The organism is Dokdonia sinensis (genome assembly GCF_003688895.1).
Taxonomy (GTDB): domain Bacteria; phylum Bacteroidota; class Bacteroidia; order Flavobacteriales; family Flavobacteriaceae; genus Dokdonia; species Dokdonia sinensis.
Window position 1 is genome coordinate 1 of sequence record NZ_REFV01000024.1, and the last position, 24795, is coordinate 24795.

17 protein-coding genes and 1 tRNA gene are annotated in these 24795 nt (G+C 39.2%); 17 read left to right on the forward strand and 1 reads right to left on the reverse strand.

Translation table 11 applies throughout. The features are described 5' to 3' along the window. The 15 genes from EAX61_RS15970 to EAX61_RS16040 all read left to right on the forward strand — a co-directional run. On the forward strand, nucleotides 1–4260 hold a 4260-nt coding region (locus EAX61_RS15970; protein WP_121918717.1), incomplete at its 5' end, for a DUF7507 domain-containing protein. Nucleotides 4261–4328: 68 nt separating this feature from the next. Further along, complete coding sequence (locus EAX61_RS15975; RefSeq protein ID WP_121918718.1) at nucleotides 4329–5270, forward strand: PorP/SprF family type IX secretion system membrane protein; 942 nt, start codon at nucleotides 4329–4331, stop codon at nucleotides 5268–5270. A 146-nt stretch (nucleotides 5271–5416) separates the two neighbouring features. Then, on the forward strand, nucleotides 5417–5935 hold the full coding sequence (idi, locus tag EAX61_RS15980) for an isopentenyl-diphosphate Delta-isomerase (RefSeq protein ID WP_121918719.1): 519 nt from the start codon (nucleotides 5417–5419) through the stop codon (nucleotides 5933–5935). Next, nucleotides 5932–6342 (forward strand): 6-pyruvoyl trahydropterin synthase family protein, encoded by a 411-nt coding sequence (locus EAX61_RS15985; RefSeq protein WP_121918720.1) that lies wholly within the window; start codon nucleotides 5932–5934, stop codon nucleotides 6340–6342. Before idi ends, EAX61_RS15985 begins: the two co-directional genes overlap by 4 nt. A gap of 1 nt (nucleotide 6343) precedes the next feature. Further along, the gene (locus EAX61_RS15990) at nucleotides 6344–6805 is read left to right on the forward strand and encodes a peroxiredoxin (RefSeq protein WP_121918721.1); all 462 of its coding nucleotides are present in this window, start codon (nucleotides 6344–6346) and stop codon (nucleotides 6803–6805) included. Beyond that, nucleotides 6798–7769, forward strand: a complete 972-nt coding sequence (locus EAX61_RS15995) for a type I phosphomannose isomerase catalytic subunit (protein ID WP_121918722.1) — start codon at nucleotides 6798–6800, stop codon at nucleotides 7767–7769. The genes EAX61_RS15990 and EAX61_RS15995 overlap by 8 nt, the downstream gene beginning before the upstream one ends. Before the next feature lie 42 nt (nucleotides 7770–7811). Further along, the gene (locus tag EAX61_RS16000) at nucleotides 7812–8078 is read left to right on the forward strand and encodes a hypothetical protein (RefSeq protein WP_121918723.1); all 267 of its coding nucleotides are present in this window, start codon (nucleotides 7812–7814) and stop codon (nucleotides 8076–8078) included. A gap of 58 nt (nucleotides 8079–8136) precedes the next feature. After that, nucleotides 8137–8210, forward strand: a tRNA-Thr gene (locus EAX61_RS16005). A 342-nt stretch (nucleotides 8211–8552) separates the two neighbouring features. Continuing rightward, entirely contained in the window at nucleotides 8553–9617 is a 1065-nt protein-coding gene (locus EAX61_RS16010; RefSeq protein ID WP_121918724.1) for an acyltransferase family protein, read from the forward strand. Nucleotides 9618–9949: 332 nt separating this feature from the next. Next, nucleotides 9950–10234, forward strand: coding sequence for a 2TM domain-containing protein (locus tag EAX61_RS16015; RefSeq protein ID WP_121918725.1), 285 nt, complete (start codon nucleotides 9950–9952; stop codon nucleotides 10232–10234). Between the two features lies 1 nt (nucleotide 10235). Then, nucleotides 10236–10547 (forward strand): 2TM domain-containing protein, encoded by a 312-nt coding sequence (locus EAX61_RS16020; protein WP_121918726.1) that lies wholly within the window; start codon nucleotides 10236–10238, stop codon nucleotides 10545–10547. Further along, nucleotides 10547–10870 (forward strand): 2TM domain-containing protein, encoded by a 324-nt coding sequence (locus tag EAX61_RS16025; protein WP_121918727.1) that lies wholly within the window; start codon nucleotides 10547–10549, stop codon nucleotides 10868–10870. Before EAX61_RS16020 ends, EAX61_RS16025 begins: the two co-directional genes overlap by 1 nt. A 48-nt stretch (nucleotides 10871–10918) precedes the next feature. Further along, complete coding sequence (locus tag EAX61_RS16030) at nucleotides 10919–11245, forward strand: 2TM domain-containing protein (RefSeq protein WP_121918728.1); 327 nt, start codon at nucleotides 10919–10921, stop codon at nucleotides 11243–11245. Between the two features lie 20 nt (nucleotides 11246–11265). Continuing rightward, nucleotides 11266–12396 carry an amidohydrolase family protein gene (locus EAX61_RS16035; protein ID WP_121918729.1) on the forward strand — a complete coding sequence of 377 codons (1131 nt, stop codon included), beginning with the start codon at nucleotides 11266–11268 and terminating at the stop codon, nucleotides 12394–12396. Nucleotides 12397–12441: 45 nt separating this feature from the next. Then, complete coding sequence (locus EAX61_RS16040; protein WP_121918730.1) at nucleotides 12442–13200, forward strand: LytR/AlgR family response regulator transcription factor; 759 nt, start codon at nucleotides 12442–12444, stop codon at nucleotides 13198–13200. A gap of 36 nt (nucleotides 13201–13236) precedes the next feature. On the opposite strand, the gene EAX61_RS16045 is transcribed toward EAX61_RS16040, so the two are convergent. Beyond that, nucleotides 13237–14436, reverse strand: coding sequence for an LETM1-related biofilm-associated protein (locus tag EAX61_RS16045; RefSeq protein WP_121918731.1), 1200 nt, complete (start codon nucleotides 14434–14436; stop codon nucleotides 13237–13239). Nucleotides 14437–14651: 215 nt separating this feature from the next. Between EAX61_RS16045 and EAX61_RS16050 the strand changes: the two genes are divergently transcribed. Further along, on the forward strand, nucleotides 14652–19157 hold the full coding sequence (locus tag EAX61_RS16050) for a M36 family metallopeptidase (protein WP_121918732.1): 4506 nt from the start codon (nucleotides 14652–14654) through the stop codon (nucleotides 19155–19157). Nucleotides 19158–19475: 318 nt separating this feature from the next. Next, nucleotides 19476–24650 carry a GEVED domain-containing protein gene (locus tag EAX61_RS16055; protein WP_161555247.1) on the forward strand — a complete coding sequence of 1725 codons (5175 nt, stop codon included), beginning with the start codon at nucleotides 19476–19478 and terminating at the stop codon, nucleotides 24648–24650. Nucleotides 24651–24795 lie beyond the last annotated feature (145 nt).

Consider the following 24795-nt stretch of genomic DNA (forward strand, 5'->3'; position numbering starts at 1 on the left):
ACTGCTGTTACGCTTCCGCAAAATGGAACCGTAACAATCGTAGGTAACGAAGTGGTGTACACTCCAGATGCCGACTATAACGGGACAGACACTTTTGATTACACGGTAACGGTAACCAATCCTGATGGGACGACCACAACAGAGACTGCTACGGTAGTTGTCACCATCCGTCCAGTAGATGCTAATGATGATAGCGATAGTACTCCAGAAGATACTCCGATTAATGTAGACGTACTGGACAACGATGTTCTTGGTGTCGCGTCTGTAGGTGACATTGGAATGGTAACGGAAGTAACCGACCCGAACAATGGAACAGTAACGATAAATGCAGACGGAACGGTAACGTATACTCCAGACGCGAATTTTAATGGAACCGATACTTTTGAGTATACTATTGTTGTAACAGATGTAGATGGAAACACTAGTACAGAAACAGCGACAGTTACTATTTTTGTAATCCCAGATAATCCATCACTAGAATTATTGAAAGATGGTGTTTATGTAGACGCAAATAATGATGGTGTCACAAATGAAGGAGATGAGATAGTTTATAGTTTTACTGTAACTAACACAGGTGACGTAGTATTGTTTGATATTACAATTTCTGATCCTCTTCCTGGAGTTATTATTTCTGGTGGGCCAATCACATTGCAGCCACAAGAATCTGACACTTCAACTTTTAGCGGTACTTACTCGATTACCCAAAATGATATTGATCAAGGAGGAGTGTTTAATCTTGCTACTGTAAGTGGCGAAGAACCTGGAAATGACCCAGATGATCCTACAGATGATATCACAGACGAATCAGAGGATCCTACACCAGTAGATCCTGAGGATATAGATCCAGATTGTCCTGATTGTACAGTTACTATTTTAGACCAGACGCCTAACATTTCAGTTACTAAAGATGGTACTTATGTAGATGATAACGGAGATGGTATTACTAATGAAGGTGACTTAGTTGTATACAACTTCACAGTTACAAATACAGGTAATGTAACGTTATTTAATGTAACTATCACGGACCCACTTGTGGATGTAATGGGAGGTCCTATTGGTTTACCTGTAGGAACCAGTAATAGCACCACATTTACAGCAGAGTATGAGATTACTCAAGCAGATATAGATGCTGGAGCGGTTTACAACCTTGCTACCGCAGAGGCAGAAGATCCAAATGGCGATCCAGTAACAGACGATTCAGAGGATCCTACACCAGTAGATCCTGAGGATGTAGATCCTGATTGTCCTGATTGTACAGTTACTATTTTAGACCAGACACCTAGCATTTTAGTTACTAAAGATGGTACTTATGTAGATGATAACGGAGATGGTATAACTAATGAAGGTGACTTAGTTGTATACAACTTCACAGTTACAAATACAGGTAATGTGACGTTATTTAATGTAACTATCACGGACCCACTTGTGGATGTAATGGGAGGTCCTATTGGTTTACCTGTAGGAACTAGTAATAGCACCACATTTACAGCAGAGTATGAGATTACTCAAGCAGATATAGATGCTGGAGCGGTTTACAACCTTGCTACCGCAGAGGCAGAAGATCCAAATGGCGATCCAGTAACAGACGATTCAGAGGATCCTACACCAGTAGATCCTGAGGATGTAGATCCTGATTGTCCTGATTGTACAGTTACTATTTTAGACCAGACACCTAGCATTTTAGTTACTAAAGATGGTACTTATGTAGATGATAATGGAGATGGTATAACTAATGAAGGTGACTTAGTTGTATACAACTTCACAGTTACAAATACAGGTAATGTGACGTTATTTAATGTAACTATCACTGACCCACTTGTGGATGTAATGGGAGGTCCTATTGGTTTACCTGTAGGAACCAGTAATAGCACCACATTTACAGCAGAGTATGAGATTACTCAGGCAGATATAGATGCTGGAGCGGTTTACAACCTTGCTACCGCAGAGGCAGAAGATCCAAATGGTGATCCAGTAACAGACGATTCAGAAGATCCTACACCAGTAGATCCTGAGGATGTAGACCCTGATTGTCCTGATTGTACAGTAACATTGTTAGATCAAACCCCAGGAATCGCACTTGTGAAGACTGGTACATTTACAGATGAAAATGGTGATGGTTTTGCACAAGAAGGAGAAACAATAAGTTATACTTTTACAGTAACTAATACTGGAAACGTTACTCTTACGAACGTAATTATTACAGATCCACTCGTTACAGTGATGGGCGGTCCTATAGACCTTGAACCTAGTGCTATTGACACTACTTCATTTACAGCATCCTATGTAATTACTCAGCAGGATATTGATAATGGAAATGTAGAAAACCAGGCTTTAGTGACTGCTCAAGATACTAATGGGGATGATGTGACTGATATGTCTGATGATAATAGTGATATTGAAGATGACATTACCGTTACTGACTTGCCACAAGTAGGAGCAATCAGTTTAATTAAACGAGGTAGGTTTAATGATGAAAACGGAGACGGAATGTCACAAGTGGGAGAGACGATAACGTATACGTTTACAGTTTTTAATACAGGAAATGTTACAGTATCAAATATCATTATAACAGATCCGCTTGTAGAAGTTACGGGAGGTCCTATAACACTCGAACCCGGACAAGGGGACAGTACAACCTTTAGTGCTGTGTATCCTATAACACAAGAGGATATAGATCGTGGTTTTGTAGAGAATCAAGCTCTTGCTGTAGGTCAGGACCCTGATGGTAATGATGTTTCAGACCTTTCAGATCAGGATAATTCACTTGAGGATGATCCTACGATAACCGATCTTCCAGATGCTAATGGAGCTATAGCGTTGATTAAAAATGGAATGTTTAATGATACTAGTGGAGACGGACTGGCTCAGGTAGGAGAAACGATTACTTATAGTTTTACCGTGACAAACGTAGGTGATGTAACATTATCTAACATCACAATTACAGATCCGCTTGTAGAGGTTACGGGAGGGCCTATTACACTCGCTCCGGAAGAAAGCGATAACACAACATTTACAGCTGTGTATGTTCTTACACAAGAGGATATAAATACTGGAAACGTAGAAAACCAAGCAATTGTTGTAGGTGTTACACCGGATGGTGATGAAGTAAGTGATATATCTGATGACAATAGTGATCTTGAGGATGATGTTACTGTGACAGATTTACCAGTTATGGCCAGCCTATCTTTAATTAAGGAGGGTGTGTTCAACGATCTGAACGGAGATGGTTTTGCCCAAGTGGGAGAAACTATCACGTATTCATTTATAGTAACAAATACAGGTGTAGAGACCATAACAAATATTATCATCACAGATCCACTTGTTGATGTGATGGGAGGTCCTATAGATCTGGCGCCTGGCGAAATGGACAGCACTACCTTTACTGCTGTGTATGTCATTACAGAAGATGACATTCTTGCGGGTGGAGTGACAAACCAAGCCATTGCAACGGGTCAAGACCCTAATGGTGAGGATGTAAGTGATATGTCTGATGACAATAGCGAGCTTGAGGATGATCCTACAATTACAGATCTCCCTAGTGATGGATCATCTATTTCTTTAGAAAAAGAAGGAGAATGGATTGACCTTAATGGAGATGGCTTTGCACAAGAAGGAGAGATCATTATATACACATTTACCGTAATTAATACTGGCGATGTGCTATTAAGTAATGTAACGGTATCAGATCCATTACCAGGAATCACGGTAGAAGGTGGACCGATTGATCTTGCGGTGGGTGAGAGTGATTCAACAACGTTTACGGCAACTTATATTCTCACCGAGGATGATATCAATCAAAATCTTGTTGTGAATCAAGCAAGCGTTACAGCTTTTAATGGCACTAATACCATAGATGATCTTTCTGATGATCCTAATGATCCTACAGATTTTGACGATAATGGTGATGGAGAGCCTGATGATCCTACGATTACGGTATTTGAAGGAGTTCTAAACGAGACGGATCTTATAATTTACAATGGTATTTCTGATAATAGCGATACAATAAATGATAGTTTTATTATCGAAGGAATCGAAAACTTCCCAGACAATACGGTTCAGATTTTTAATCGCTGGGGAGTTCAAGTTTACGAGAGAACGGGATATAAAAATGATAGTGAAGCTTTCAGAGGTGTCTCTGACGGAAGATGGACGGTTAGAGAAGGAGAACGTCTGCCTGTAGGAACGTACTACTATATCGTAGTTTACGTGACAGAAGATGGACCTCGCCAGCAAGCTGGATACTTATACATAAGCAGATAACAATGGGATGTACGCTTTCGCGAAAGCGTAACCCCAAAAAAATATCAATTTGCCATAAAGCAAGAAGTATGAAAAATTTATTAGGACTTTTAGTTTTTGCGACTTTTGCCTCCAGTTTTTCTGTGAGTGCACAGCAAGATCCTCAGTATACTCAATATATGTACAATACTGTGGCTATAAATCCAGCCTACGCTGGAAATCGTGGGGTGATGAGTATCGTAGGTCTTCACAGGAGTCAATGGGTAGGACTGGAAGGTGCTCCTAGGACGCAGAGCCTAAGTGTTCATTCGCCTATAGGGGAGGGAAAAGTAGGCCTCGGACTATCTATTGTAAACGATGGTCTTGGTCCTGCAGATGAGACCTATGTGGGAGCAGACTTTAGTTACACGATCAATACGAGTGATGAGGGTAAATTAAGTTTTGGTTTAAAAGCTGGGGGTCATATTTTAGATGTAGATTTTACGCAGCTTAATTTACTTAATAATAGCGACCCGCTTTTTGCTCAGAATATAGATAATCGTATATCGCCGATTATTGGGGTAGGATTGTATTATCATACTGATAATTTTTACGTGGGATTGAGTGCTCCTAATTTACTTGCGACAGACCATTTTGACGTAAGTAATAACAGTAATGCTTCATCATTTGTAGCCCAAGAGCGTATTCACTATTACGGTATCTTAGGATATACTTTTGACCTGTCTGACCAACTTAAATTTAAGCCTAGTACTTTAGTAAAAGCCGTTGCCGGGGCGCCCCTTCAAGTAGATCTTACTGCAAATTTTTTGTTATTTGAAAAGTTGCACGCTGGTGTTGCCTATCGCTGGAGCGCTGCGATGAGTGCTTTGTTAGGCTTTCAGGTTTCGGATAGTGTTCTGGTGGGGCTTGCATATGATAGAGAAACGACTGATTTAGGTGACACAACCTACAATGATGGAAGTTTTGAAGTTTTCCTACGTTTTGAATTATTTAATGAATACGATAGAATGCTTACTCCGAGGTTTTTCTAACTAAAATTCCTATATTTAAAGTAAAGAGAATAAGAGATCTATTAAAACTTACCCAACTTGTTTATTGCTGAAGGCGCTCTATTTTTTTTAGAGCGCTTTCTTTTTGCCGTATCGGTTAGGTAGAGTTTCGTATTTTTGTAGTGCTTATGAAAGAAGAACTAGTAATCCTGGTCGATGAACAGGATAATGAAATAGGGCTTATGCCAAAAATGGAAGCCCACGAAAAAGCTGTTTTGCATCGGGCTTTTTCCGTTTTTATCCTTAATGATAAGAACGAGTTAATGTTACAGCAGCGCGCATTACATAAATACCATTCTCCTGGGTTGTGGACAAACACTTGCTGCAGCCACCAGCGGCAAGGAGAGACCAATGTTGAAGCAGGTAAACGTCGACTACAAGAAGAAATGGGATTTCAGACAGATCTTAAAGAGACTGTTTCTTTTATCTATAAAGCCCCTTTTGATAACGGCCTTACGGAACACGAATACGATCATGTTCTTTTAGGGTACTCAAATGAAGCTCCTAAGATTAATCCAGACGAAGTCGCATCTTGGAAATGGATGGAGGTAGCTGCAGTAAAGGATGATATCGAGCAGCAACCAGGATTATATACCGCTTGGTTTAAAATCATTTTTGATAAATTTTATAAAGAAATCGCGATATGAGAATAACTGCATATCGTAAAGCGCATTTTAATGCCGCGCACCGCCTCTATAGATCAGACTGGAGCGATGACAAGAACAGTTCCGTTTTTGGGAAGTGTAGTAATCCTAACTTCCATGGTCATAATTATGACCTCGAGGTAGGAGTCACGGGAAACATAGACCCAGAAACTGGATATCTTATAGATCTTAAAATTCTTAAGGATATGATTAAAAGTGAGGTAGAGGACGTGCTGGATCATAAAAACCTCAATCTAGAGGTAGACTATTTTAAGACTGCAAACCCAACTGCCGAAAATATTGCAGTTTTTATTTACAATCAGCTGCGTCGGGTGTTAGACCAGAAATTTGAGCTCGAAATAAAATTATACGAGACACCGCGTAACTTTGTGGTATATACAGGAGCATAATATGAAAGCACAAGTAGGGGATAAAGCACCACAATTTGTATTGAGCAATCAGGACGGAAAAACTGTAGATAGCAGCGCTATTTATGGGAAGCAACCTGTAGTTATCTATTTTTATCCCAAAAACTTTACACCAGGTTGCACGGCAGAAGCGTGTAGTTTTAGAGATCATTACGAGGATTTTACAGATTTAGGAGCTGCCGTTATCGGTATAAGTAGCGATAAGGTATCATCACACGCTCGGTTTGTAAAAAAATACAACTTACCATTTACAATGCTAGCAGACGAGAGTGGTAAAGTGCGCAAAGCTTTTGATGTAAAGGGTAACCTGCTAGGTCTCATTCCAGGTCGGGAGACTTTTGTTATAGATAGTGGCGGCATCATTCAGATGCGTTTTGACAGTATGCAAGCCTCTCGTCATATCACAAAGGCGCTCAATATGTTGAAATCACTTCAGGATGCATAATACTTGGTACCCACTACGATTTAAACCTATTTTAAAAGAAAAGTTATGGGGTGGGCACCAGTTGCGTGATTTGTTGCACAAGACAAGTAAGGCTGCGCCATATGGTGAGAGTTGGGAAATTTCGGATCTGCCGGACGACCAGAGTATTGTGAGTAATGGTGTGCACATTGGGAAGACGTTAGGGGAATTAAATAACGCTTTCGCGAAAGCGGTCTTAGGACAAAAAGTTGCCGCACACTACGGAACCAAGTTTCCACTCCTCATAAAGTTTATAGATGCCGCAGATGATCTTTCTGTACAGTTGCACCCCAATGATGCCATTGCCGAAAAGGAGCATGATAGTTTTGGAAAAACCGAAATGTGGTACATCGTGCACGCCGAACCCAGTGCACAGATCATCGTAGGTTTTAACAAAGCAATGACCGCCGAAAGATTTGAAAAAACCATTACAGAAAATACTCTTACCCAAGATTTACAATATATCCCTGTAAAGGCTGGAGATGCTTTTTTTATAGATGCAGGATTGATACACGCCATAGGAAAAGGTGTAGTACTGGCCGAAATACAGCAGACTTCGGATATTACCTACCGCGTTTACGACTATGAGCGTAAGCAGCAAGATGGGACATACCGGGATTTGCATATAGACCAAGCAAAAGTCGCGATAGACTATAGTGAGGATACAAGCTATATTCTCGATTATAACAGAGAAGCTGTAGGTGCTCAACCATTAAAACACTCTCGATATTTTAAAACAGATATTGTACACTTAGCAACGGCGTTTTATACCGTAAGCCGTACAGATTCTTTTACGATTATTATTGCCCTAAACGGAACGCTTACCCTTATTGCTAGCGGAGTTCCAGAGACACTAGCAAAAGGAGAGACCATACTCATACCTGCAGCTTGTGAGGAAGTGACAATTACGGGAAGTGGAAGTAAATTTTTAGAAGTTTATCTATAGGAGTGGCAGAATTGCGCTATTTTTGCATCCAAATATTTTATTATGGCAAATCTTAGAGATTTAAAGAAAGACCTTAACTACGTTTTAGGCGATATCATAGATGCAGTTTACATACACGAAGCACTTAATCCTAAGGGAGATACAAAGAAAAGTGAAGCGATTATAGATGATGCAATTGCAACCTTTGACGAATTAATAGCACGTGTAAACGAGCGTAAAGTAGAAAATCGTAAGGCGCATCTTAATGCGGTACGTGCTGACCTTGAGACAAAGGCAACTGCACTTGTAGAGAGAATCAACGCTTTATAAATTTTTTTTAAAAAGGTGTTGCATATATGGTAAACCCTATTATATTTGCAGCCGCTTTGCCGATGTAGCTCAGCTGGCTAGAGCAGCTGATTTGTAATCAGCAGGTCGTGGGTTCGAGTCCCTCCATCGGCTCAAAAGTCCTCTTCAATAAGAAGAGGACTTTTTGTTTTTATACACCTCTGAACCCACGACCTTTTGTGGGAAAGAATTGATTTACAATTTGCGCTGGAAGCGGCAAATTATAAATCAATTCTTTACTTGTACGGATAGCATCGGCTCTAAAGTTGGCTGTTTTTTTTGAAGATGACTTTTTGTTTTTACACGCCTCTGAACCCACGACCATTTGTGGGAAAGAATTGATTTATCTTTATGGGATAACGATAACAATTCTTGTAATGTACCTTAAGTATATTCTGGTATATCGACAATAAAAGTGATTATATAACGAGTCGTGCGTTATTTAGAAAAAAATATATGGATAGAATTTACAATTTAGATTACTTAAGAGGATTGGCTGCTTTTGGAATTATGATTTATCATTATCTCACTTGGACATATGGAAAATATTCAGCAGAATCTTTTTTAGGTAAATTTGGAATTTATGGCGTTTCAATATTTTATATTTTAAGTGGTCTCACTCTTTATTATGTTTACTACAATAGAATGTCATTTACCAGAGATGACATTTTTTCATTTTTTCGTAAAAGAATATTTAGAATTTTCCCATTGCTTTGGCTTGTGACAATACTTGCAATTGTACTTTCGAGAAATATTCCAAATTTTTATGATTTATTTTTAAATCTATCTGGTCTCTTTGGTTTTTTGAAATGGGACACCTATTTTTCAACTGGAGCTTGGTCTATTGGAAATGAATTAGTGTTTTATACATTTTTGCCGATTTTCATACTTCTTTCCAAGTCATATAAATCTATGATGATTGTGCTATCAATTTCAATTTTTAGCCTTTACGTTTACTTTGCTTTTTTTCTCTTAAATGAAGAACTTCCTTTAAGAGAACAATGGAAAAATTACGTAAATCCATTAAATCAAATTTTTCTTTTTCTCATAGGATTTTTAATTGGATTATTCTTAGATAAGGTGAAATTGAACAATACTCTTCTATCTATTGGCTTAGTAGCAAGCATTTTAATTTTCATATTATATCCAGTATCAGGCGATAGCATAAATATTGTTACAGGATTTAATCGTCTTGGCTTAACAGCTTGCTGTTTACTTATGTGTGCTTCTATTTATAAGCTTGCTATAGAGCTCCCATCTTTTATACACAAGCCTTTAGTAATAATTGGAGAGACGAGTTATTCCATTTATTTATTACACCCCTTAGTTTATAGTGGTGTAGGCATTATAATTACTTTAATAAATGCCAAATTCTTTAAAATAGAGGTTCCAACTTTTATTAAAGTTTCATTATCAATAGCAATAACTCTTTTACTCAGTTACTTTGTTTACAGATATTATGAAAGATATTTTTTAAGATTTGGACGTCAAAAAACAACGCACAAAACCAGTATAAAATAAATAAAACTTCCTTTACAATTCCTGATTTAAGGATGCTTCTTTCTATATCATGTAAGATCAATAAAGGGCTTAATTATCTATAGGCATAATAAAACAAGAGAATTAGGAGTTCTGCAAAAAGGCTTTCGTAATAAATTGTATTTTGAACATTTTGCTGGCAAACGCTAATCTTTCCTGAAACCTTGCTGCTTTAAACTAATCTATAGCCGCGTCTATCCCTGTTTTTTAAAGATTCTTACAACTCAGTCTACAAATCTTACAATTCGGTTTGCTTAACTTTTCGCGAAAGCGTAAAAACTTCATCTTTACACCATAATTAAAACACTACGATTATGGAAACGTCAAGAGAAACAAAATATGCCGAGGCAAAAGAAAAGGTTGAGAAAATTAGAGGATTTTATAACCACCTTATTATTTACTTGATTTTTGTTGGAGTATTCATTTTTATAAATTACAGATCTGGCGCTTACTTTTGGGCTATTTTCCCGATCGCTGGTTGGGGCTTGGGGGTTTTGGGTCACGCTGCTGGGACCTTTGACTTGGTGCCATTTTTTGGCAGAGAATGGGAGAAGAATAAAATTAAAGAGTTCATGGAAGAGGACAGAAACTTATTTTAAGATGGAAACAAGAGAAGAAAAATATATAAGAGCTCGGCAACGAGTGAGAACTATACGTAAGTTTTACGGCAGCTGTATAAGCTTTGTGGTCTTTAATGCATTTCTTGCAGGGCTCAATTACTATACAAATGGTTGGAGCTATATGTGGTTCTTGTGGGTCACGCCTTTCTGGGCAGTAGGCCTTGCGATCGAGGGGATGAAAGTTTATGGGAATAATCTTTTCTTTGGCAAAGACTGGGAGTCTAAAAAAATAAGGCAGTACATGGAGGAGGATGCTCCTAAGGACGAGGTACGTTTTAATCGTTGGGAGTAATGAAGGATAAAGAGACAAAGTATGCAAGGGCTCGCAAGCGGGTTAAAGAAATTAAAGGATTCTACCTGCACCTCACGATTTACTGTGTTGTGAGCATATTATTACAACTTTTTTACGCAGGTGTCTTTGACGATGGTAGTTACTCTTATATGCCGTTTTGGGCAAGATTCATCTCACCTGCAGCTTGGGGAACTGCATTACTGATGCACGGATTGTGGATATTTAAAGGGTCCCGTTTTAAAAATATCTTTAAAGATTGGGAGGACCGCAAGATAAAGGAGGTGCTGGAGCGGCAGGAACGAGAAAGAAAGCAATGGGAATAGTTTTTTACAATTTACTTTAGGATTTAGAAAAAGGACAAGACAACCGTAATGGACGATAGAAAATTAAAATACGAGAGGGCAAAAAAAAAGGTGCAAAATCTTAAAGGGTTTTATACACACTTGTTCATTTATGTGATTATAAATATCCTATTGCAATTATTTTATGCAGGTGTTTTTGACTTCGGTACGTTCTCTAAACATTTTCCCTATTGGGTGCGATTTACAACGCCATTTTTTTGGGGACTATCCTTAGCGGGACACGCCGTATGGATTTTTTATGAAAATGGAACAAACCATTTTCTTAAAGCCTGGGAGGAGCGTAAGATTAAAGAGATTCTCGATAAGCAGGAGAACGAGGGAAAACAATATAACTGATCATAATAAACAGCACAGCCATGAGATCAATCATTTACATCATACTTTTTGCAGGCTTCGGCTTACAGGCTCAAGAATCATTTGTGATTACAAACGTAACCGTTTTTGATGGAGAAAAAGTACTAGAAAATCAGAACATTACTGTTGCTAGTGGTAAGATTATCGCTATAGGTCAGGACGAGCTAACTACTGAAACAACTGTAGACGGTACAGGTAAATTTGTAATGCCTGCGCTCACAAATAGTCACGTACACGTATTTAATGTGTTGGGTCTTGCTCAGGCGGCTCAAGCTGGGGTGCTTAATGTTTTTGATATGCACGGTATGGAAACATTGCAAGGAGTTCTCAAAGAACAGAGGGATAATCCAAAACTTGCAACCTTATACAATGCCGGCTTTGCAGCCACCGCAGCTGGAGGGCACGGTACACAGTTCGGTTTTCCGGTTCCTACACTTGAGAAGCCAGAAGATGCAGACCAATGGGTGACAGATCGAGTAGCGGCAGGAGTAGATTATATCAAAATTATTGTCGAACCTTGGAAAAACACCATCTCCCACGAAACGGCCAAAGCAATCATAGAAGAAACTCATATAAATGATAAAGTTGCTGTTGTTCACATATCTAAAGCAGAGGATGCCCATCAGGTATTTCTTAATGGCGCAGACGGCCTTGTGCATTTGTGGTGGGATAACCAAATGACAGAAGCACAAATGGAAGCCATAACCGCTAGAGAAAATATATTCGTAATCCCGACTGTACTAACTACGGTGCTTATGCAAGAATTATTTATGGGAAAATCAAAAGAGGAGGCAGGCGAGCTTAAAAATATGATGCTCACAGAAATCAAGAGATTGCACGATGCTGGTATTACCATTCTCGCAGGAACAGACCCGCCTAATGCAAATATTAATATGGGAACAGATCTTTATAAGGAGTTGGCGTACCTGAGCGAGGCAGGAATACCTAATCTTGAGGTCTTAAAAAGTGCAACCTCTTACCCCATGGATAAGTTTAGGATAGCAAATAAAGGATACCTAAAAAAAGGTTATGTTGCAGATATGCTCTTGCTCTCTAAAAATCCTATAGATGACATTAAAAATATGGAGTCTATCGAGATGATTTGGAAAAATGGAGTACTACTCACTAAGTAAAGCGTATCCCTTATATTTATAGCCTAAGATTTAAAATTTACCACAATGAAAGTACTCATCATCGAAGACGAAAAACCATCTGCCAGACGCCTTAATCGTATGCTGTCCGAGCTAGATGTGCACGTAGACACGATGCTCCATTCTGTAGAGGAAGCGGTAAATTGGTTTCAGAAAAACACCCATCCAGACCTTATTTTTCTTGATATTCAGCTTTCAGACGGGCTTTCATTTGAGATTTTTGATGTGGTAAAAGTGGAGAGTGCAATCATTTTTACAACAGCCTTTGATGAGTACGCTCTGCAAGCCTTTAAACTCAATAGTGTAGATTATTTGCTTAAGCCCATAGATGATGAAGACCTTCAGAAAGCGGTCACAAAATTTAAAAACCGTATCCCAAAACAACAGGATGTCTCTCTCAACTTTGAGGATATACGTAAACTTCTAGGAGCCAATCCCGTAGAAAGAGAGTATAAAAAACGCTTTACCACAAAAATCGGATCGCATATCAAGATGATAAATGTAGACGAGGTGGAGTGCTTCTACAGCGAGAACAAAGGCACCTATGCCGCTACAACAGATAATCGCAACTACTTATTAGACAGCACGCTAGAGCTTCTTGAAAATGATCTAGAACCTCAGACCTTCTTCCGCGTAAGTAGGAAGTTTTATGTAAATATAAATGCCATAAAGGATATCATAGCTTATACGAACTCTCGCTTAGAAATCAAGTTAAACAATTGGTCAGAGCAGCAAATTATTGTGAGTCGGGAACGTGTAAAGGATTTTAAAGTGTGGTTGGAGTAGGTCTGTTACGCTTTCGCGAAAGCGTACTACGCACCATTATTCTTCTTTATCTATTCTATTTTCATTGAAAGCGCTAGGGAGCAGCTGTGGTATAAACTTCGTAAGTAATGGGAGGAGAATGCCGCCTCCGGGTAAAATAAAAATTGCCAAAGATGGTACGCTCTTACAAATGTCAAGCAATTGTTCCTTCACGATTTGCTTCTCCTTTTTATTGAGGTCGCGCCTTGTAGACTGACCTAGAAGGACAACAAGGTCTTTACTCTGTATAATTTCTGTGATTAATCTGTTTTTGTTTCTCAAGATAAGCTTTGTAACAGTGCCACTTGTCTGAGTATAAAAATGCTTCACAGGGTTGCTATAGTTGAGATAGGTAATCTTCCCTTTGTTTTTTGTGATAAACTGATGCACAAACATCGTAGACGCTGCTATAACATCCTCGGGTAATGCAAGAACCTTTCCTAAATCTTGTATAAATGTATACTCTGCCTTGTCTAGTTGATTATCATCCCAAACGGCTAAAGCAGCGAGGTCCAGGATGTACCTTCTTGTAATCTCGTAGTCAAACTGTTTGAAGTTTATCTCATCTAAGCTAGTCGCCTTATGAGCAATTTTACTATTGTAGTGTATGGAGCTCTCAAAAAGTTTTATGAGCAGATCGTCATATTTTTCCTTTTCTTCTTTCTTTTTAAGTGCAAGCCAGATGGTATTTGTAATAACTGCCTCTAACTCTCTAGCATAATTTATGGGGTTATTATCTGTAAGCAGAAAATGGTCAAAGGCGAGCACATCTGTAAATAAAAGGGCATTGGTAATGAGATGACTAAAGTTCTTCTTGAACAATGGCTCATTGGTCTGAATACGTTTTTGTAATAATTTTTCTAATTGTTCATAAGGAGATTCCTTTCCTAATTGGATATGGAAAGCAGACTGTTTTTTATTAATGAAAGCATAGAATTGTACGATGGTTTTTATACAATCTTCATCACTTGCATTGTCTATAGTATCGTAATAGGCAAAAGCAAGCGCGTCAAAGAGGTTTACTTTTGTGCGTTCTTCTTCCGTCCATTTAAGCAAGTTAGCTTCTTCTTTAAATGAGGTAGATACTGAAGCACCATATACAAAACCTCGCGCTCTTAGACTGCCGTACATATCATCCATCCCGTTTTCAAAGGTGGCTATACCAGAATGAAATGATTTAAGATGTTTTTTTATCCAGCCAGATGCAGAGGGATTCATAATTGCTAATGTGCTTTAATCAAATACGAAAGTAGTTCATTTTAATGGGAAACCACGATCCCTAATAGTGAAGTGCGCTGGCGATTTAGAGGTCAAATTATTGTCAAATGGCATCCACTTAATATCATAATCGCATCATTTAATCGACTAAGTGCATTAAAATATCTATTAAATACATTAATTTTGGCCAAAATTATTAATATCATCTTAAATCAATGTTAGGTAAATTGTACTTAAAAAATAAGATTCACGTAATTTTAATTACTTGTTTGTTATTCATTTCTGCAGTAGTTACTGCTCAAAAAAATCAAGTCGTAAATGAAGATTTACAACAAAAAGTAAATAATGGTGAGTTAAGCACTCAAGATATTTTAGATTGGAAAATCACGAGTGAACACATCAGTAGTACTAGTGGTGTTCATCACATATACTATAGACAGCAATTTGAAGGTTTAGAGATACAAGGGGCAGAAGCAAGTGTGCACAAAGCACAAAACGGAAAGATTGTAGCCAGTCATAATGATTTTATAAAGAATGTATCTTCTTACGTTCAGGGAAGCAGAACTCCACAAATAACTCCTGCGCAGGCCCTAAATGCGGCAGCTCAACAATTGGGTTACGGAGGAGCAAGCTCGCGCATTATAAACGCACAGAATAACAAAAGTAAATCTGTATTGCTAGAGGCTTCTACCATATCAAGAAGTCCTGTCCCTGCTAAACTAATGTACACTTATTCTGAAAAACTTGGTCTACGACTGGCTTGGGATATGTCTATAGAGTCAAAAGTAACCTCTAACTGGTGGAATGTAAAAATTGACGCCAGTACAGGTGCCTTGCTAGATAAGATAGATTGGATGGTAACGTGCAGTACAGAAGGAAATCACGTGCACGACTTGAGCAATGCACCTACCTCGAGTAGTGCGATATCAGTAGATAGTTCTTGTGAAGATGTAACGGGTATGGTACTGGGAAATTATGAAGTTTTTGCGATGCCAGATGAGAGTCCATTCCAAGGTACAGGGGCACGTCAGATTGTTGCAAATCCAGACGATGGCTCTGTTGCGGGTTCTCCATTTGGATGGCACGATACTAATGGTGTCGCCGGAAACGAATTTACTATTACACGTGGCAACAATGCTCACGCTTATGAAGATGGCGATAACTCTGGCTTTAGTCCAGATGGAGGTGCAAATCTAGATTTTACTGAAACAAACACAAATGAGGATTTCTCTTTTGACGAAAATTATTCTACTGGCACACAGTCTGAAGCTGCTGCAGTAGTAAATATATTTTACTGGTCTAATATCATACACGACATTCTTTATGTGTATGGAATGGACGAAGCAGCTGGTAACTTCCAGCAAACTAATTATAGTGGGAGTGGCTTTGGTAATGACTATGTACGGGCAGAAGCTCAAGATGGTTCAGGCACCTGTAACGCAAACTTTGGAACACCTCCAGATGGAAGTTTACCTAGAATGCAGATGTACACGTGTAACAGCCGTGATGGAGATTTTGACAACGGTGTAGTAATACACGAATATGGGCACGGTATTTCTACGCGTCTAACTGGCGGTGGAGGAAATTCAGGATGTCTTTCTGGTCAAGAGCAAATGGGAGAAGGATGGAGTGACTGGTATGCACTTATGCTTACGTTAGAGCCTGGAGATGCAGGTGATGATAGCCGTGGTATCGGAAACTGGTTATTTGGAAATACTCCTAATGGAGGTGGGATCCGACCACAGCCTTATAGCACAGATTTAGCAGTAAATTCTCAAACATACGATAGTATCAAGACAGCAGTAGCCCCTCACGGAGTAGGGTCTGTATGGTCAGAAACGCTATGGGAAATGACTTGGGCACTAATCGATGTGCACGGAGTAGACAATGATATCTACAATTTTACTGGTGATGTAAATCAGGATGCTGGTAATGTACAAGCGATGGCTCTAGTAACCGAAGGGCTTAAATTACAACCTTGCGGACCTGGATTTGTAGATGGGCGCGATGCGATTCTTGCGGCAGATGAGGCTTTATACGATGGAGCAAACTATTGTACATTATGGACGGCTTTTGCAAAGCGCGGGTTAGGATTTAGTGCAACGCAGGGATCTTCTAGTAGTAAGACAGATAATACAGAAGCGTTTGATATGCCAGCAGTACAAATTCAAACGGTTCAAGAAATATGTGTAAATGAAACTGTTCAGGTTTATGGAGACGCTTTTCCTAATGGAGGAACTTTTTCAGGACCTGGAGTTACAGATAATGGTGATGGCGTAACATACACATTTGATCCAGCGGCTGCGGGTATAGGTATGCATACTATAACATACACCGCTCCACCCTTATGTAGTGGCTCAACAACAGGTACTTCTTCTATAGAAGTAACATCAGCAGTTCCAGACATTGTATGTCAAGACATTACAATAGACTTAGATGAAAACGGAGAAGCATCGATAGCATATTTTGATATTGTCCAGAATCTACAAACACCAGATTACGAAGTAAATACATCTGGTGCTTTTTCACCTATTGATATTACTACTTCAGGAACACAGGTATTCTTATCTGATGACGACTTAAGTGATGCACTACCTATAGGCTTCTCTTTTGAATTTTATGGTATCGAGTATACAGAATTCTATATTTCTTCAAACGGATTTTTAACTTTTACACCACAGGGTAATGGGTGTTGTAGAGGAGGTACCATTCCTTTTAACGATGGCAATAATAATATCATTGCAGTTGCTTGGGATGATTTAAATCCTAATGGAGCGGGTGCAATAAGATATGAAACAATAGGAACGGCTCCTAACCGAAAGTTGATAATGGAATATGATGAGGTGCCGTTTTTTGGTCAGTCAGATTTAGTAGATGCACAAGTCCATCTTATTGAAGGGACCACACGTATAGAAATTCATACTACGAGAATTGACCAAGATCCAGAAGTAACTCAAGGAATTGAAAACATAAATGGTACAAAAGCGGTATTTATAGATGGTCGTGTGAGAGCATCTTGGAGTGCAACAAATGAATTTATTTCATTCGAGCTAGGCCTTCCTCAAGGATTTAGTAATTGCGGCACTGAGACAGGTTTTTCCCTCAGTCAGAGTGATTTCACTTGTGGGGATGTAGGTGAGAATGCAGTAACAATCACCATTACAGATGAGAATGGTAATGAAAATAACTGTACAGCTACGGTAACGGTAAATAGTGGATCAGCGCCAGTAGAACCAGTAGCTACTTGTCAAAATATTATAGTACAACTAGATGCAAACGGTGTGGCGTCAATAACTGCTCAAGATGTAAACAACGGCTCTAGTCTATGTGGCGGCGGCGATCCTAACTTGGCTATAGATATTACCAACTTTGATTGTTCTAATATAGGAGACAATACAGTCCAGCTTACAGTCTCAGACAATAATGGAAATAGTGCTACTTGTACAGCTACGGTAACCGTAGAGGATAATATCGCTCCTACGGTTGCTTGTCAGCCTATTACAGTACAATTAGATTCAGATGGTAATGCAGCTATAACTGCAGCTCAAGTTGATAATGGATCTTCAGATTTTTGTGGGATCGACACGATAACTTTGAGTGCTACAAGCTTTACGTGTTCGGATGTAGGTGAAAATACAGTATCGCTTACAGTCACAGATGTAAATGGAAATAGTGAAACATGTGAGACTATTGTAACCGTACAAGATAATGTTGCGCCTGCAGTAGTATGTCAAAACTTAACAGTTGAGCTAGACGAGGCAGGAGTTGCGAGTATTACAGCCTCAGATATTGATAATGGTTCTTCAGATGTTTGTGGGATAGATAGTCTCTCTTTAGATGTCACATCATTTACTTGTGATGATATTGGAGCAAATACAATAACACTTACCGTGACAGATAGCAATGGGAACTCAGCAACCTGTCAAGCCACAGTAACCGTTGAAGATAATACACCACTTACCGTTTCTGGACCAGGAGACATATCTGTAGAAACGGATAATAATGATACGTCTTGTGAAACAGTCGTAACTTATGACTCAGTAATTGGAACTGATAACTGTGGGCAAGATCAGATAACCGTGGTTCAAATCGCTGGTTTAGGGAGTGGAGAAGTGTTCCCAATTGGCACAACGACCGAGACTTACGAGGTGACAGATGCAGATGGGGTGATAACAACTTACAGTTTTGATGTAGTGGTAACAGACGGTACTGATCCTGAGATTACAAATTGTCCAGGTAACACAACAGAAACTGTAGATGAGGGCACCGCCTTTACAATTCCAGATTACAGCACGATCGCTACATTTACTGATAACTGTGATGATAATCTGATCTTTACACAAATACCCCAGCCAGGAGTTCAAGTGCAACCAGGGACTGCGACTACAGTCTCTTGGGTAGTTGCAGATAGTGCTGGAAATGAAATAGAATGTAGCTTCACACTAGCTGTAGAAGAGACTCTGAGTGTTCAAGATTTGCAATTTACAAACGCCATTCAGCTTTTTCCTAATCCAGTTAGTGAGGATTTGAATGTATACTATACAGGAAATGATAAGATTACGTCTATTTCTGTCTATGATGTGAGTGGTAAGGTTGTGCAGCAGCATTCGGAGGGAGAGTCATTAGAAGTGCTTTCAATGCAAGATGTTGCGGCTGGTGTTTATTTTGTACAAGTCAAGAGTAAAACGTCTATGGCCGTAAAGCGTGTCATAAAAAAGTAAGTAAACTCATCTAATTTTATAAAGGGATAGTTGCGCTTTCGCGAAAGCGAAACTGTCCTTTTTTTTATATTTGTAAGTATAGGTCACATTTTCAATTACTTGAACAGGGTTTTCCCTTTTTTACTCTTAATACGGAACAATCGAACGGTGTTTTTTGCCGATGAAATGTCAAAAATGTCCGCCGAAATTCAATTTTTTCGTTGAAAGTTAATATATTGCGCACCCCTTAAGAGTAGCGTGTATTGTAGCTATTCTAAAGCAAAAGTCCTCCATAAAGAAAGTGGTAGACAAGATGAACCCCCTATGTATTTCAATACTATGATAATTTCGAAAACTACAAGAACAATTAAAAGATTAGGAGTTGCTTTAAGTGTTGCAGCGGCCATAGCTGTTTCAATATACTTTTATGATAGCGTATCCTCAGTAAAAACCGATGCTCCTATAAGTGAGGTTGAAACTGGTTACTCCGATTTCCTCATAAATCACCCCTTTCGCGAGGCGATGAAGATGTCTAAGGAAGATCGTAAGGCAAATGGGCTTCCCCCTAATGCTTATTTTGAACAAGAATATCTTTATAGCGCTAACCCTGAATTATTGCGACCTACGCCAGAAAAATTATTTGAAATTCAGGAAGAGTTGCTCAGAAATAGCGAGATGAAGGCAGCGCCGGGTGATGTATCAAATGCGTGGGTAGAGCGTGGTCCTAATAATGTTGGTGGTCGTACGCGTGCACTTATGTTTGCTCCAGGAAGTACTACAACAGTTTTTGCTGGTGGTGTGAGTGGAGGTCTTTGGAAAAATAATGATATTACAAGTGCTGCTACACAATGGCAACAAGTTACAGGTGTGCCAGGAAATTTATCTGTCACTTGTATTACTGTAGATCCTAATAATAGTGATAACATGTGGATCGGAACTGGTGAGGTGTATACCTTCAGTTCTATAGGAAATGGAATATATAGGTCTACAGATGGTGGAGATACCTGGCAAAGTGTTTTTACTGGAGGTGCTTCTCTTAATAATAGAATTGCCTATGTTCAAGATATCATTGCTATAGATAATAACGGGACAACCGAAGTCTTTTTTGGTGCTGGATCTACTATTTATGGGGACACTGTTACAGGTCCTTATGATTTTCCAGGAATCAATGCAATCGGACTCTACAAGAGTACAGATGGCACAACGTTTAATTTACAGACAGATGCCGTTCTCCAGACAGGAGGAACTCGATATAGTCCCAACAATTTTGACATAGGAGCAGATGGTACTTTGTGGATGGGTACTCGCAATAACGCTTTTGGAAACGGCGGAGGTTTTATATTCTCATATGATGGTAACACCTGGACAAATGAAAGAGATTTAGGAACTGATGGCCGTATTGAGGTTGCTGCGTCAAAACAAGACGCAAACAAAATATATCTTCTAGCAGAAGATCAGGTAGATGGTGCAAATCCGGTGAAAATCTTTAGAACTACAGATGCTTTTTTAACCGCTCCTACATCTCTAGCGCAACCTAATGATGTGGATAATGGAATTCCAGCTTCGGATTTTACAAGAGGGCAGAGCTTTTACGATTTGCTTTTAGGGGTTGATCCATTAGAAGATGATATTGTATATGTGGGAGGTATTGACTTGTTTAAGTCGACCAATTCTGGAAATTCTTGGACTCAAATTTCAAAATGGTCGAATAATAATAATTTGGCTGCATTAAATGTACCATTGATTCACGCAGACCAGCACGGAATTGCATTTGCAGTAGAAACTGGTGCAACGACTGGAAGAATACTATTTGGAAATGACGGAGGCGTTGCTTACACGAGCAATGGCGGTGGTGATAATGCGCATAGAAACAACGGATACAATGTTACTCAATTTTATAAAGCAGATATTAATCAAGATATAGCAATAGATAAACTGATTGCTGGAGCACAGGACAACGGAGTTCAGTTTCTTGATGGAACACCTGAATCACCTTCGCCATCTGTTGAAATAGCTAGTGGAGATGGCTGTTGGGTATTTATAGATGAGCAAAGCCAGTTTATGTTGGGCTCGTTTGTATTTAACAGTTATTCTTATCATAATATGGCTGGAGTTAATCTTGGAACTTTACCCGCACCATTAGATCCTGCAGGAAATGGTACAACAGACAGACTTGGAGGAGCTGGGGACTTTGTAAATCAGTGTGGACTAGACAGTGATGCAAACATTTTATTTACAAATGGTACTGTCGGCGCAAATTATCAAATTTTTAGATATATTATTGATCCATCAGTTCCTTCTGTAACTTCGGATATTATTGATGACGGCCTTATCAATCACATACCTACATTTTTTATGGCGTCACCATACACTACGGACAGGGTCTTGGTAGGAACAGCAGTAGGTAGAGTTCTTGTAATTGACAATGCCAGTACTGGAGCACCGACATATGCTAGCTTAGGAAATCCTGGAGGAGTTACAGGAGCAATATCTGACATACGTTACGGTGCAACTGAAAATGATATTTTGGTTACTTTTCATAATTACGGTGTAAATAATATTTGGTATAGTGCAGACGCTGGTGTTACTTGGGTGAGCAAAGAAGGAAATCTTCCAGATCTTCCAGTAAAAGCTATTCTTCAAAGTCCTTTAGATCCAGATGAGGTTATTGTTGGTACCGATTTAGGAATATGGAAAACTAGTGATTGGAGCAACGTGAATCCTGTCTGGACACAATCTCAAAACGGAATGAGTGATGTCAAAGTGACTTCCCTAGAATTGAGAGCGGCAGATAATACAATCGTAGCCTCTACCTATGGTCGTGGAGTGTTTACAGGAACTTTTGAGCCTACGGGATCAATTTGTCCGTCTAATGGAACAACGACATCTGACATTGGAATTACGAATGTTTCTATAGGAGACATAGATAATAGCGATGGACCAGATAAAAATGTCGGCTACGAGGATTTTACATTAATTTCCACTACCGCTGTGGTAGGAGCAACTTGTGATCTTAGTGTGAGTGTAAATACTGATGGAAATAATACCGTTGAGGTAAGAGTTTGGGTAGACTGGAATAATAATCTTGATTTTGACGATCCAGGTGAGGAATATGATCTCGGTACTGCCACAAATGTGGGAGACGCGCTAACAGATGCAAGTCCATTCGCCCTAACAATTCCAGACGGAACCATTCCAGGAAGCAAAAGAATGCGCGTTTCTGCTAAGAATGGAAGTGCTCCTACTGCTTGTGAAATTGATTTTGATGGAGAAGTAGAGGATTACACATTAATTGTGGCAGATTACTGTCCGCTAAGTGGTAACGATATTTCGGAGGAATATATCGGTAATGTAACGATTGGTACAATTAACAATACATCTACTACTGACGGAACTGGATATTTTGATTATACAAGTCCTACCGTTGCTGCAACAGATATTGAGATAGGAAGTACTCCACAAATATCAGTTTTAAAGGTATGGCCAACACCAGCTACATATAATGAGGCAGTTACGGTTTGGATTGATTACAATCAAGACGGAGACTTTGAGGATGACGGTGAGACCGTAGTTTTAGACGGTGCATCCACAATCACTCCTGTAGATACGAACTTCTCAGCTCCTGTACCAAACGATGCCAAGTTGGGAAATACCCGTATGAGAGTTTCACTGCAATATTCTAATACGGCCGGTACAACATTTAATACCTCGTGTGGAACTTATAATTTTGGTGAGACAGAAGACTACACTGTAAATATAGTAGCGGCTACAGCTTGTTCTCAAACAAGAACCTATAATGGTACTTGGGCAGGTGGAGCACCAACAAGTAATGAAAAAGCCGTTTTTGCTTCCAACTACAATACAGCAACAGCGAGTATTGATGCTTGTGAAATTGAAGTTCAAGCTGGTGTAACGGTTACCGTAAGCGCGGCTACATATCTCAAGGCTGAAGGCAATATCGCAGTAAACGGAACTCTCATCGTTGAGCATGAAGGAAGTGTAGTACAGGTAGATGATGCTGCTACTGTAACAAAAGGGGCCGGTGCGGTCATAGAAGTACGTAAAACGACCTTGTCTATGAAACCTAGAGACTTTATGTTCGCAGGAACACCTATGACAGGAGAAACACGTGATGGGGTATATGGAAATGTAGTTGATGCAGCGACATCTACAAATGACCAAGCCTTCAGAGTAATATATCTTAATCCAGAACTTTTTGAAGAAGATCCTGCCGTAGCAAATTATGCTCCGTATATGGGTGCAGAGACGTTCTTAAGTGTTGATAATACTTTCTTAGGGAACCACACGACAAATGAACCTATTGTCCCAGGGGAAGGATTAGTTATATATCCACAACACTCCTTTACTGCAGATGGTATTACGACTACTTATGATTTTACTTATAATCAGGGAACTTTGAATAATGGGGTAATTACATTCCCTATTAACTATAACGGCGCTACAGAAGATAACTTTAATCTTTTGAGTAATCCTTACGCCTCTGCTATAGACATTGTAGAATTAATGGACATCAACCCGATGATTACTGAAGTGTATTTCTGGGAGCACGCCACAACACCTAATAATTCTGTTCCGGGATACCTAGGGTCAAATCCTGATATGATGGACTTCTCGATGCGTAATCTCACAACAGGGATGGCTGCGCCTAATAGACCAGGAAGTACGCCGTCTCAATATATAGCATCTGGACAAGGGTTTGCGATTAAGGCGTTACAAGCTGCATCAGGAACTACAGAGGTGACTTTTAATAATGCGATGCGCGTGACTGGGAATAACAACCAATACAGAAATACTGAAAACAAGGAATTACTGTGGTTAAAAATTTCAAGTGGGAACTATGACTTAAACAGTACAGCTGCTGTAGGATTCTTGCCCGAAGCGACTGCAGGTATCGATCCTGGATATGACAGTAAGCGTATGGCAACACCTATTTCAATATATACATCGCTTAAATCTGGAGAACAATTAGGAATCCAAGGTAGAGAGCCATTTGATGATGAAATGGTTATTCCAGTTGGTGTTGCTACAGCTCTAGAAAATTTACAATTTTATACGATTGGTCTAGATTCTTTTGAAGGAACAAAAATGACAGAAACGCCAGTTTACCTTATAGATTTACAGAAAGGAATCTATACGAACCTCAAAGAACAAGCATATACTTTTAGCACGGCTACTGGAAATGATGCCGAGCGATTTGTGATTACTTTTAGAGAGCCAGAATCTTTAGGCGTAGCTGAGCAGGGTAGTTTTGAAAATAGTATCCAGCTGTTTCCGAATCCTGCAAAAGATATTGTTACTATAGCATTTAACGGACCAGAGGAATTACGTAGTGCAAAGATTGTTGATGTTCAAGGTAAACTTGTAAAGCGAGTAGATCTTTCCAACTTTAGTGCACAGCGAGTACTTAATGTTTCAGATCTTGCGACAGGAATCTACTTTGTTGAGATTTCCGGTGTCTCTTCGGCGACAGTCAAGAAGTTAATTGTAAAATAGATACTCGTTCAGTTTATATAAAAAGAGGCTGTCTGAAAACTATTCGGACAGTCTTTTTTTATTAAGGGCTATTTCTATTATTCAATCGTAAATGTTTTACAAGTGCTATTTGTTATCAGTTAGTAGTTATCAGTCTGCTTTTAGA